Origin of the sequence: Paenibacillus phyllosphaerae, from assembly GCF_014192105.1 — a bacterium.
GTDB lineage: Bacteria > Bacillota > Bacilli > Paenibacillales > Paenibacillaceae > Paenibacillus_Z > Paenibacillus_Z phyllosphaerae.
This window is the reverse complement of sequence record NZ_JACHXK010000022.1, coordinates 1-12149: the sequence shown is the minus strand read 5'-3', so window position 1 is coordinate 12149 and position 12149 is coordinate 1. Positions and strand designations below refer to the sequence as shown.

The following is a 12149-nucleotide window of genomic DNA, read 5'->3' as shown; positions in this document are numbered from 1 at the left end:
ATAGTTGTGTGCGTAACCTCTCAGTTATCCACAATGTTATGCACAACGTGTTAACAACGAATATTTGTTCGTGGCACAATTCGATGAAAAACGACATCATCAAGGTGTCGAAAGACGCCACATGCATATCTCTATGATATAGATGGGAGACTACTAATGAATTTTGTACGTGAAGAAGACCAACTTTGGATGCGAGAAGCTATAGAGGAGGCGAAGAAAGCGGAGCTGATTGGCGAGGTGCCGATCGGAGCCGTTATCGTGAAGAACGGGGAGATTATCGGCCGCGGGCATAATCTGCGCGAGACGAATTCCGACCCGACCGCCCACGCCGAAATGATTGCCATTCGGGAGGCTAGTCACAAGCTGGAAGCTTGGCGTCTGCTGGATTGCACGCTATATGTCACGCTCGAACCATGTCCCATGTGTGCTGGCGCTCTTGTTCAGGGTCGTATCCACAAGGTCGTTTATGGTACGACCGACCCGAAGGCCGGCTGCGCAGGCACACTTATGAACTTGCTGCAGGAGCCTCGATTTAATCATGAGACCGAGCTTGTCAGCGGGGTTCTCCAAGAAGAATGCGCCGCCCTGCTGACGAATTTCTTCCGAAAGCTAAGACGGCGCACCTAATCATATATTGGAACGGGAGTTATTGTCCGGTACGCAGCCTTATCAGCTCTTCTTTTTGCATGCGCTGTAAGCTGACTATCAGCTCATCGGCTGCTTCACTAGCTGCAAGGACATCCGGATCAGTCAAGCTCCCTCTGACCTCCGCAATGTGTTGAAGCTTCAAGCGAAGCGCATTCAGCTCATCAAGTAATTTCATTTTGTCGTTCATGTCGCCTCGGTATTCGCTCCAATCGCATCGAAGGTTACAATCAGTAACAATTTTATTATACGCGCAATTGGCGAGGAATTTTGTAAAACCTTGTCGACAGAAAACCGAGTAAATTCTGCATAATTTCGACATTTTTAGACGTAATTCCACATATACCGTAGGGCTAATAGCCTAGTTTGATTGTATACATATGCATATTTACTCAGTATATCAGATGTAAGATTAGGCATTAGCCTCCTAATCCTAATTCGATTCTGAGTGACGACAATAGGGAGGAAACAGATGCAATTCATTCCTTGTTACACGTTGCATGCGACAAGCCTCCCATGCTACAATGATGAAACCGCGCGCCCGTAGCTCAGCAGGATAGAGCGACAGTTTCCTAAACTGCAGGTCGGAGGTTCGAATCCTCTCGGGCGCGCCAGCTTTATCGATTACACTTAACGAACGAACCTCCTGGGCGTTATGCACAGGAGGTTTTTTGTTGTGTATAGTAACTTGCCGCTATCGATTATCCACATGTGGAGAACATTTTGCGCGCTTTGGTCTGCTGATCCGCTATCCCCAGCTGCCTGCATAGGTTTGTGCATAAAACAAAACAAGGAGCGGCCTCCTCGCAGCTCCTCGTTCGTTAACCATCCACAGCCGCTGTCGCAGCGCCCGCAGATTACATTAGTTACACTGTGCGCTAACGATACTAGACGAATTGATCGTCTGGAACGTCATTGTCGGGAAGACCCAGCCGGCGGTTTGTCCGAAGGGTTGCGAGCGTTGAATATACATAAAGAAGGACTGGCCATTATTCGTCGTGATATAAGTCCATTTGTTCACGCAGCCCGGCACGAACTGCAGAATCGGACCCGCGCTGCCTCCCGGGATGAATGGCGGTACGCCGCCAGGGCCCCCGCCTGGAATGAATGGAGGAGGTGGAGGAATGGTTCCCGGGCCGCCGGGGCCGATAGGAGGCAGCGTACCCGGACCTATTGGGCTTATACCGCCAGGCCCGATTGGGCCGATGCCGCCAGGTCCGATCGGTATATTAATCCCTGGAATATTAATGCCCGGGAGCAGGGAACGCGTGGATACGGGTTTGCGGGCTTTATTCGACTTGCCGGATTTGCTCGACTTCGGACGTTTGGACAAGAACGGTCAACCCCTTCTCTACTCGATGTGGTCATTCATCATCAATATACGCATGCCCGGGGAGGTACGAACTAGCCAGTCACCTATTTTACGCTGCCCCCTTAAGGGATACTCGCCCAGCACAAAGAGCCGCTTAATCGCGGCTCTCGCTCATGCACTCACGGTGCACTCATCCCGATATTCAATTGCTCGGCGAGCTTCTCCAGCGGTATCGCCTCTGTTGGAAGGTCGTATTCGAACTGCAACGCCTCGTTAATATGCTCGTAGGTTGCGGCAGAACGCAGTCCGATTCGACTTAGAGTACCGGTGCCGGAAGTCTTGTCTTGATAAGCCAGCTTCATGACCAGTTCCTGATAGACAAGGTAATCGTCCTTGATGGCACCAGTCAGACTTAATTCATCCGTCGTCACATTGTTCTTCAGCTGTGCTTGCAGCGAATCCGCCCCTTCCTCCGCAAGATTCGCTTTCACCCGCTCCAGCTGCGCCTCGTCGAGCTGCAGCATCTTGCGATACGCCTCTTTCTCCAGCAGCACATCCACCCATTGCGGCAGCACGTCGCTGGCGAACGTATCGATCGCCGCCTTGCCGTTCGCCGGCGTCACCTCGAATCGCACTACCTGATCGGGTTGCACGTCACTCGGCAGATTCGGTAACGATTCGGCCTTCTCCGCCGTAAAGTAATCGTCTCCTTCATAGGCCTTAACGACAATCCCGGTCAGCTCCTGAATCATCTGCTGCATGCCGCGTGCATCCAATGCCTCGGCTGAGTTCGCTTGTTCTTTGGCCATCGCCGCCAGATCGATCTCGAACCATTGCTCAGCCATATTGTCCGGCAGAGACAAGAGCGGCACTTGGGATAGCTTCAGCCATGCCTTCTCCTTCGTAACGATTATTGGAAGCCGAATGTCCATCGGCAGCATCGGGTTGTTCAGCTTAATATCGAGCGTCAGCTCCGAACGGGCTGGCTCTGCCTGTACGTTCCCCGTGTAAGCGATCGTTGCCCCTTGCAGCAGCTGAAGGATCATGGCGGCCATCTGCCCGTTCGCTCCAGTCGTGGGCGAATCTGCAGGCACCTTGAGCTCGTCGATGTTCAGCGTCCCTTTTACGCTGTACGACTTCGCCTCCTGCATTTGATTAAGGGCGGAGACCAGTGCTTCCTTGGGAGATGAATCCGAACTGCATCCGGTAATCAGCAGCATTAGAGCGGCAATGAGCATAACGAATGACGGCAGATGCTTACGTGTACGTATAGGTATCCCTCCTTAACCTTTATTTTCAACACCGTCCTGCCCGCTTCCAAACGTTGTTATGATGTTATTCTTAGCCTGCCCCAATTATATCGCCTCCCCGCGAAAAAAGCCCCTGTCCCCTTCGTAGAGGAGAACAGAGGCTTCATTCATGAACGGCCGCCTGAAACAGCGGCGCGGTTGTCGTTAACCTTCGCCGTTATTGTGGCGGGAGTGGTTCTCGTTCTTCGTCTTCTTCGAGCCGGACAACGGCTCTTGTCCTTCGCGTTGATCCGAATGCTGCTTGCGTCCATGCTGGCCGTTATCGGCGCCTGGAACAGGTACTGAACGCGGCTTGCCCATCTTCGCATCGCTCCTTCGTTATCGTTTAGCTACGTTGGTTTTGCAGATCAGTCGGCTCGTCATGATTGAGCGCGTCCTGGTGGCGACGATCGTTCTGATCTTGGTTCAGCTGCTGCGCCTGATGACTGTTCACCGGGTTATGCTCCAGCTCGGCGACGACATTGCTCAAGTTCTTGTCCGCCGTTCCTTTTGCCTTCGACATCGTCATTCACCCTTTCCTGTTACGCGTGATAACTTTTACGCATGCGTCAGCCCATGAAGCGCCTGTGCGCACTCATGAATATGACGCGTATAATCTTGTACGAGCTGCTGCGGAATGGCGCCGCGCTCATCGATGGAGCGATCGTCCCGCTCTGCATCAACCAGCTCGGTCCGGACTTCACGGCTGTCTACATACGTCACTTTGAAATCAAAGCTGTACATGGTGTGGCCGGCAGCCTCAATGGTAATGCGAATCGCTTTGGGATCGGCCTCGTCCGCCTGGACGGTTGCCCGATCACCTTCTTTTATTGTCGTTGGCAACGTACGCTGCCAAGCCTCTACAAGCTGCTGTTGATCAATACCAATCTGATCCTTGTTGGTCATCGTGCTTCCCACCTCCATGCCGATAATATGTGGAGGCGATGCCCTTCTTATACTTGCCTAGAACGCTCTTGCAACTGGACAAAATTGCATGGTCCATGCTGATTATCCGGTCCATTTTCCGCCCCAAAATCTACATCAACGTGCATTTAAGCATGCAAAAAACGCCTTGGCATCAGCCAAGGCGTGTCGTATACATAAACTGGCGGAGAGGGTGGGACTCGAACCCACGTGAGCTTGCGCTCTAACGGTTTTCAAGACCGCCCCGTTATGACCGCTTCGGTACCTCTCCACATATGAAACCCGCTTCCTATTACTGAAGGGGACAAAAAGAATTGTACCACAGGCCAAAAACGAATAGCAACTCCATTTTTGACCTGTGCAACAATTTTGTATCTCTTCCTATTTGGCCGAGATCACTTCAACCCCGCCCATGTAAGGACGGAGCGCTTCCGGTACGATAACCGAGCCATCGGCCTGTTGGTAGTTCTCCAGAATCGCAGCAAGCGTACGGCCGACTGCAAGACCCGAACCGTTCAGCGTATGCACGAACTCCGGCTTGCTCTTCGGCTCGCGGCGGAACCGGATCGCTGCACGGCGCGCCTGGAAGTCTTCCACGTTCGAACACGAGGAGATTTCACGGTACGTGCCGCCGCTTGGGATCCAGACTTCAAGGTCGTAGGTCTTTGCTGCTGAGAAGCCCATATCGCCCGTGCAGAGCGCAAGAACACGGTATGGCAATCCGAGCAGCTGCATGACCTTCTCGGCGTTCTGCGTCATCTTCTCGAGCTCTTCATACGAGTCCTCCGGCTTGCACAGCTTGACCAATTCGACTTTGTTGAATTGGTGCTGGCGGATAAGACCGCGCGTATCGCGGCCGGCCGATCCGGCCTCCGAACGGAAGCAAGCGCTATAAGCGACATAATGCTTCGGCAGATCCGAGCTATCGAGGATCTCTTCACGGTGGATATTCGTTACCGGCACTTCAGCTGTCGGGATCAGATAATAGTCCGAATCGGCAAGCTTGAACAGATCCTCTTCGAACTTCGGCAGCTGGCCGGTACCGATAAGGCTATCGCGGTTAACGATATACGGCGGCAGCACCTCTTCATAGCCGTGCTTATCGCTGTGCAGATCCATCATGAAGCTGATCAGCGCACGCTCCAGACGAGCGCCTAGCCCTTTGTAGAACACGAAACGGGAACCCGTTACCTTAGCGGCCGATTCGAAATCGAGAATGCCAAGCTGCTGGGCTACGTCCCAATGTGCCTTAGGCTCAAAATCAAACGCACGCACCTCGCCGACGCGGCGAATCTCCACATTGTCTTCTTCCGAAGCGCCGACCGGAACCGACTCATGCGGCAGGTTCGGGATCGCCAATGTCAGTGCGTCTACCTCTTCGTCCAGTACGCGAAGCTCTTCGTCAAGCTCCTTGATCCGATCGCCTACTTCGCGCATCTCCACGATAAGCGCGTCGGCGTTCTCTCCGCTCTTCTTCATCTTCGCCACTTCTTGCGATACCGTATTACGGCGGCTTTTCAGCAACTCCGACTCTTGGATCAGCTCTCTGCGCTTCGTATCGAGCGCAGGGAAACCGGCGATCAGATCGAGTGACTTGCCCCGATTGCGGACAGCGTTCTCTACTTTCTCAAACTCATTCCTAAGCAATTTAACATCCAACACGAAAGGCGAGCCCCTCTCTATACTATGTACATATTCGGATCATTCCTGCATGTGCGCCCCTACATTAAGCATTAACGCATATGCTGAACGGATATACCTGCGAACCTGCCGCAAGCTCATGCCGCTTGGGCAGTGTATTTCGAGCGCTACGTGAAAAAAGACTGCGTCATCCGCAGTCTTTATCTCTTACCGGCTGGCCGCTGCTGCCGCTTCTTCAGCCATCTTCAGAAAATAAGCATGAAGCGAGTAGTCATCGGTCAATTCCGGGTGGTACGAGGACGCCAAGAGATGCCCTTGACGTGCCGTTACGATCTCATCCTTATAGGTGGACAAGACGTCCACGGATGAACCAACTTCCTTGATGAGCGGCGCACGGATGAATACGGCCCGCACCGGCTCCTCAATGCCTTTAACCGGCAAGTCGGTCTCGAAGCTCTCCCGTTGACGGCCGAACGCATTGCGGGCAACGGTCATATCCATCAGCCCCAGATGCGCTTCTTCTTGGCCGTCAATGCGGTCGGCAAGCACGATCAAGCCCGCGCACGTACCGAAGATCGGTTTGCCTTGTGCGGAGAAGTTGCGGATCGCATCGATGAAGCCGTACTTGCGCATCAGCTTCCCGATCGTCGTGCTCTCGCCGCCTGGAATGATCAAGCCATCCAGCTCTGCCAGCTCTTCCGTGCGCTTGATCGCTACACCTTGTCCGCCCGCTGCCTCAATGCTCCGGATATGCTCTGCCACAGCGCCTTGAAGCGCCAAAACGCCAATCTTCATTCGTAACGCCTTCTTTCTTCATACTTCAAAGGTCTAACGTTTCTTACCAGCCGCGGTCCTGCATGCGCTGCGAAGCGTCCAGCTTGGAAATTTCGATACCTTTCATCGGTGTGCCCAGGTTTTTCGAAACTTCGGCGATCAGCTTGTAATCTTGGTAGTGCGTAGTCGCTTCAACAATGGCACGAGCGAACTTCTCCGGGTACTCGGATTTGAAGATACCGGAGCCTACGAATACGCCGTCAGCGCCCAGGTGCATCATCAGCGCCGCGTCGGATGGTGTAGCTACGCCGCCTGCCGCGAAGTTAACGACCGGCAGTTTGCCGGACTCATGTACGCCGAGCAGCAGTTCGTAAGGTACGCCCAGTGTCTTCGCTTCATGGTACAGCTCGTCCTTCGACAGGTTTTGTACTTTACGGATCTGGCCGTTGATGATACGCATATGGCGAACAGCCTCGACGATGTTGCCTGTTCCCGGCTCGCCTTTGGTACGAAGCATTGCTGCGCCTTCTTGAATACGACGGAGTGCTTCGCCAAGGTCTTTAGCGCCACAAACGAATGGAACCGTGAAATCGCGCTTGTCGATGTGATACACTTCGTCCGCTGGTGTAAGCACTTCGCTCTCATCGATGTAGTCTGCGCCCAGTGCCTCGAGCACTTTCGCTTCTACAAAGTGGCCGATCCGTGCTTTTGCCATGACCGGAATCGAAGTAACTTTCATTACCTCTTCCAGAACGGTCGGGTCAGCCATACGAGCTACGCCGCCTGCTGCACGGATATCCGAAGGAACGCGCTCAAGCGCCATTACTGCCGTTGCGCCTGCCGCTTCCGCGATTTTCGCTTGCTCTGCATTCATGACGTCCATGATGACGCCGCCTTTTTGCATCTCAGCCATGCCGCGTTTGACGCGCGAAGTACCTGTTTCCATTGTTGAAAGCCTCCCGTAATTTAACAAAATGCCGTACTAATTCTAACCAATAATTTTACAGCATACTGTCGGAATCGACAACCATTATTCATACCAAATCAGTTGCCATTAAAACAGATCGACGATACCTTGGAACAAGCCGCTAAAGAAATCGCCAATACCGCGCATCATCAGGCGGAACCAGCCTGCCTTGCTCACATCTTCAGTCGCGATCAGGTCCACCGTCTGCTCCACCGACTGTCCGGTGCTTGGATCTTTGTATGCATACGTAACGGTTCCGACCTTCTGCTCCTTCGTGATCGGCGCGACGAGCTCGTCTTCCGACATCAGCGTCAGATTCTTTTGCTCGATCTGAGGTTCGGCGCCTTTCTTCACGAGGAACGTAACGTCGGTTTTCGTAACCACCGGTACGGTAGTCGCTTTGCCTTTGCTTATTTTGACCGTTTCCGCGTCTTTTACGACGGTTTTCGGTTCAACCACCGTTTTGTGTTCGAAATTGCTGAAGCCGTAGTTATACAGTTTCGCCGTCTCGCGGAAACGGGCTTCCTTCGAATCGGTGCCCATAACGACGGAGATCAGTCGCAGATCGCCTTGTTTCGCCGTACCTGCGAAGCAGTATCCCGCCGCACTAATATAACCGGTTTTCATGCCGTCCACGCCAGGGTAAGAGAATTGAGCAATACTTGGCGTATCTGGATTCGTCTTGTGCGATTCCAGCATCCAGTTCCAGTTCACCATCGGATCTGTATCGCGTTCACGGAACTTATAGGTCGAGATTTTCGAATAATCGAGAAACTCTGGGTGTGAATCTAGCAGAATTCTCGAGAATTTGGCCAAATCCCGTGCAGAGATAACCGTCGTGTCGAGCAGCCCCGTTGCACTGGTAAAATGGGCCGTAGTCAATCCAAGATTCTTGGCCGCTTCATTCATCTTAGCGACAAAGGCTTCTTCGCTGCCTGCGATATGATCGGCCAGCGCGATCGTCGCGTCATTGGCCGAGCCTACGGCCATCGCCACGTACAGGTCCTTCAGCGGGTGCTGATCGCCTTCTGCCAAATAGATCTGGGAGCCATCGGGAGGGGTAGAAGCCGCCGCTAGCGAAGCCGTAACGACCGTATCCCAATTCTGACGGCCTGCCTTGATTTCCTCGAGCACGATATACTCGGTCATCAGCTTCGTCATACTAGCCGGCGGGCGGATCTCGTCTGCGTTCAGTTCATATAATACTTGTCCGGTCGCAGCGTCAATCAATATTGCAGCCTCGGCATCAATTCCAAGCGAATTTGTATTCGATGAGTTCGTACTTTCTCCTGCTGCCATTACTGTGCTGGAACCCAGTGTCATCATGATCAGCCAAGCAGCCATCATTGCGGCAATGACCGGCAACTTACTTACCGGCTTTCGGTTGCGTTTCAACGTATCTCCTCTTCTCCTTTGAAATTTTTTTACGTCATTTATTGTAACACACACATCCTATATGAAAAAAGACAAGGCAGGGAATCGACAGCACTTCTGTCTCTCCCTGCCTTATCTCTATAGGAAGCGCCTGCCTGCTTACAGCGAGTAGTTCGGAGCTTCCTTCGTAATTTGTACGTCATGCGGATGGCTCTCGCGCAGACCTGCGTTCGTGATCCGGATGAATTGCGTGTCGTTCTGCAATTCTGCCAGACTCTTCGTTCCGCAGTAGCCCATTCCGGAACGAAGACCACCGATCAGTTGGTGAACCGTGTCAGCCAGCGGTCCTTTGTAAGCTACGCGGCCTTCGATGCCTTCCGGAACGAGCTTGTTCTCGTTATCCTGGAAGTAACGGTCTTTACTGCCTTCCTTCATGGCGCCGATCGAACCCATGCCACGGTATACCTTGAAGCGACGGCCCTGGTAAATCTCGAATTCGCCTGGGCTTTCTTCCGTACCGGCGAACAAGCTGCCGATCATAATCGCGCTTGCGCCAGCTGCGATTGCCTTCGAGATGTCGCCGGAGTACTTGATGCCGCCGTCGGCGATTACTGGAATGTTGTATTCGCGTGCGACAGATGCGCAGTCATAAATCGCCGTGATTTGCGGTACGCCAATACCAGCGATAATACGTGTCGTACAGATCGAGCCTGGTCCCATGCCGATTTTAATGACCGATGCGCCTGCTTCGATCAAATCTCGTGTACCGTCGCCAGTTGCGACATTGCCTGCCACGATCGTCAGTGTAGGATGCGCCTCGCGGATTTTCTTCACCATATCCACTACGTTACGGTGATGGCCGTGTGCCGTATCGATAACCAGAAGATCCACGCCTGATTTAACCAGTGCTTCCGCACGCTCGAGCGTGTCCTTCGCAATGCCTACAGCAGCGCCGCACAGCAGTCGGCCGTGCTTATCTTTCGCCGCATTCGGGAACTGGATCGCTTTCTCGATATCTTTAATGGTAATGAGACCCTTCAGCGTGTTCGTCTCATCGACCAATGGAAGCTTCTCGATTTTATGCTTCTGCAGGAGCACTTCAGCTTGCTCAAGCGTCGTACCGACTGGTGCGGTAACCAATTCTTCGCGGGTCATAACTTCACTGATTTTCATCGAGTAGTCATGAATGAAACGCAAATCCCGGTTCGTAATAATGCCGACAAGCTTCTGATTCTCATCGACAACCGGAACGCCGGAAATCCGGTATTTGCCCATCAATTCTTCCGCATCGTAGACGTGATGGTCAGGTGTCAGCGCAAACGGGTTCGTGATAACGCCGCTCTCGGAGCGTTTAACGCGATCCACTTCTTCTGCTTGCTGAGCAACCGACATGTTCTTATGGATGATTCCGATGCCGCCTTCCCGCGCCATAGCAATCGCCAATGCGGCCTCCGTTACTGTATCCATCCCTGCACTGAACAGTGGAATGTTAAGCTTCACATCTGCGCTCAATTGAATGGATACATCGACTTCACGCGGCAGTACCTCCGATTGACGAGGTACGAGCAGAACGTCGTCAAAGGTTAATCCTTCTTTGGCGAATTTGGTTTCCCACACAAGTATGTTCCTCCTTTAGCATTAAATCCTTCTAAAATTTGTTGCCTCTCACGCATATTATTGCAATATTAGCAGAGGGGTTATAGGCTGTCAAGATAAGGTCAAACGCCGTTTCATGAGGAATTTAAGAACGATAATCGTATTTGCATTCCGAGTTCCATAGAAGGAATTGGGTCACGCCTTGCTTTCGGGCCGCATTGATTTGGGATTGAATCTGATTAGCGCCATAATGCTGATGAGGCTCAATCCAGGTAGCCGTGAAGCTCTGCAGCCAAGGGCGAATCTGTGCAGGCTGCAATCCAATGGTAGTTAAGGTCGCATTGCCTTTCTTGGCATCGGCCATAGCTTGGCGTATGATGGCTGCCGGCGATAAGTCCGGATTATGGATGCCATATGTTCCGCTAGAATAATGAGATGGATAAGTCATAGGTGAAATAACATCGACCGTGCTTGCAATGGAACGCCAAGTCTGCCCGATCCCCATATCATCCTTGGAGGAAGTTACAAGCCCGAACACGTCCGCTGATAACTTCGCACCAGCCTGATGTACCTGAAGTCTGGCCTCTTGCAAAAAAGTGCCTATTATCGCCGGTTTGTTTTTACCGCCGGTTGGCGCAAACCGAACCTGTCGGTTGACTTTGGCACCGTTATCCGGGAACCGCACATAGTCGAATTGAATTTCATCGAATCCGAGCTCAGCCGCCTCTCGGGCGATCGCGATATTATAACTGCGCACCTTTGCTTGGTAGGGATCAAGCCACAAGTTTCCTTGCTTGTCCTTCCATACGCCGCCTGTCTTCTTCTGCAGCGCCATTGTCGGCCGCTTCTTGGCATAGTAAGGATCTTTGAATGCAACGACACGGCCAATGGTGTAGATGTTCTTTGCTTTAAGTTGGGCAAGCAGCCCCTTAATATTCGGAATAGCTGGATTGACGTCAGCGCCGATTGCTTTTACCTCATCTACTTGGGAGCGATAGGTCACATTGCCATAATCGTTCTTCACATCAATGACCATCGTATTTAAGTCCGTACGATCGACAAGACGAACAAGCTTGGCCATTTGCTTCTTGTCTCCTGCGACCCATCCTGAGACATATATGCCCCTAACGGGCTGCGTCATTGTAGGTCGCGTAGTTACGGCCGCCTTGTTGCTCTGCGTTGCCTTAAGCTTGGTCCTCGCAAGGCGAGTCTGCTTTTGCTTTACCATCGTATCCACGGATGGCTTCAATATATCCGCAGGTTGGCTTTGCTGAACTTCCGGCGCAACGGACTCATCGCGTGCCTTGACCGCACTACATCCGCTGCAAACCGCGACAAGCAGGAAAATACACAATGAGAAATGAACTGTTCCCGAACGATGCATAAACGTACACCTCCCGCTCACATTGGTCTGTAGTATGAACGTAAATGACGGCCAAGTTGTCAAGGAGATACCACCAAGGAAGGTCAAAGATGGTGATAGCCCCATCAGGAAAATTCGTTTAAAACAACAAAAAGACCGACCACATACTGTGGTCGGTCATTCGTGCTTGGCGACGTCCTACTCTCCCAGGACCCTGCGGTCCAAGTACCATCGGCGCTGGAAGGCTTAACGGTCGTGTTCGGG

13 protein-coding genes, 2 tRNA genes and 1 rRNA gene are annotated in these 12149 nt (G+C 52.5%); 2 read left to right on the top strand and 14 right to left on the bottom strand.

What is annotated here, in order from left to right; all coding sequences use genetic code 11:
• The first annotated feature begins 156 nt into the window (after positions 1 to 156).
• Complete coding sequence (tadA, locus tag FHS18_RS28805; protein WP_183603859.1) at positions 157 to 627, top strand: tRNA adenosine(34) deaminase TadA; 471 nt, start codon at positions 157 to 159, stop codon at positions 625 to 627.
• 19 nt (positions 628 to 646) lie between these two features.
• On the opposite strand, the gene FHS18_RS28800 is transcribed toward tadA, so the two are convergent.
• Entirely contained in the window at positions 647 to 835 is a 189-nt protein-coding gene (locus FHS18_RS28800) for an aspartyl-phosphate phosphatase Spo0E family protein (protein WP_183603858.1), read from the bottom strand.
• A 347-nt stretch (positions 836 to 1182) separates the two neighbouring features.
• Here FHS18_RS28800 and FHS18_RS28795 point away from each other — a divergent pair.
• A tRNA-Arg gene (locus FHS18_RS28795) sits at positions 1183 to 1259 on the top strand.
• A 248-nt stretch (positions 1260 to 1507) separates the two neighbouring features.
• On the opposite strand, the gene FHS18_RS28790 is transcribed toward FHS18_RS28795, so the two are convergent.
• The 13 genes from FHS18_RS28790 to rrf all read right to left on the bottom strand — a co-directional run.
• Entirely contained in the window at positions 1508 to 1978 is a 471-nt protein-coding gene (locus FHS18_RS28790) for a hypothetical protein (RefSeq protein ID WP_183603857.1), read from the bottom strand.
• Positions 1979 to 2136: 158 nt separating this feature from the next.
• Positions 2137 to 3195, bottom strand: coding sequence for a hypothetical protein (locus FHS18_RS28785; RefSeq protein ID WP_183603856.1), 1059 nt, complete (start codon positions 3193 to 3195; stop codon positions 2137 to 2139).
• Positions 3196 to 3411: 216 nt separating this feature from the next.
• A complete protein-coding gene (locus FHS18_RS28780; RefSeq protein WP_183603855.1) occupies positions 3412 to 3567 on the bottom strand; it encodes a small acid-soluble spore protein P in 156 nt (51 codons plus the stop codon).
• Positions 3568 to 3592: 25 nt separating this feature from the next.
• Positions 3593 to 3769 carry a hypothetical protein gene (locus FHS18_RS28775; RefSeq protein WP_183603854.1) on the bottom strand — a complete coding sequence of 59 codons (177 nt, stop codon included), beginning with the start codon at positions 3767 to 3769 and terminating at the stop codon, positions 3593 to 3595.
• Between the two features lie 35 nt (positions 3770 to 3804).
• A complete protein-coding gene (locus FHS18_RS28770) occupies positions 3805 to 4152 on the bottom strand; it encodes a hypothetical protein (RefSeq protein WP_183603853.1) in 348 nt (115 codons plus the stop codon).
• 200 nt (positions 4153 to 4352) lie between these two features.
• Positions 4353 to 4441: transfer RNA gene (locus FHS18_RS28765), tRNA-Ser, on the bottom strand.
• Positions 4442 to 4551: 110 nt separating this feature from the next.
• The gene (serS, locus tag FHS18_RS28760) at positions 4552 to 5832 is read right to left on the bottom strand and encodes a serine--tRNA ligase (protein WP_183603852.1); all 1281 of its coding nucleotides are present in this window, start codon (positions 5830 to 5832) and stop codon (positions 4552 to 4554) included.
• Positions 5833 to 6018: 186 nt separating this feature from the next.
• Entirely contained in the window at positions 6019 to 6606 is a 588-nt protein-coding gene (pdxT, locus tag FHS18_RS28755) for a pyridoxal 5'-phosphate synthase glutaminase subunit PdxT (RefSeq protein ID WP_183603851.1), read from the bottom strand.
• Between the two features lie 43 nt (positions 6607 to 6649).
• Positions 6650 to 7531 (bottom strand): pyridoxal 5'-phosphate synthase lyase subunit PdxS, encoded by an 882-nt coding sequence (gene pdxS / locus FHS18_RS28750; protein ID WP_183603850.1) that lies wholly within the window; start codon positions 7529 to 7531, stop codon positions 6650 to 6652.
• A 108-nt stretch (positions 7532 to 7639) separates the two neighbouring features.
• A complete protein-coding gene (locus FHS18_RS28745; RefSeq protein ID WP_246427978.1) occupies positions 7640 to 8947 on the bottom strand; it encodes a D-alanyl-D-alanine carboxypeptidase family protein in 1308 nt (435 codons plus the stop codon).
• A 138-nt stretch (positions 8948 to 9085) separates the two neighbouring features.
• A complete protein-coding gene (guaB, locus tag FHS18_RS28740; protein WP_183603849.1) occupies positions 9086 to 10543 on the bottom strand; it encodes an IMP dehydrogenase in 1458 nt (485 codons plus the stop codon).
• Positions 10544 to 10667: 124 nt separating this feature from the next.
• The gene (locus FHS18_RS28735) at positions 10668 to 11906 is read right to left on the bottom strand and encodes a putative glycoside hydrolase (RefSeq protein ID WP_246427977.1); all 1239 of its coding nucleotides are present in this window, start codon (positions 11904 to 11906) and stop codon (positions 10668 to 10670) included.
• A 164-nt stretch (positions 11907 to 12070) separates the two neighbouring features.
• A 5S ribosomal RNA gene (gene rrf / locus FHS18_RS35485) occupies positions 12071 to 12149 on the bottom strand; the annotation flags it as partial.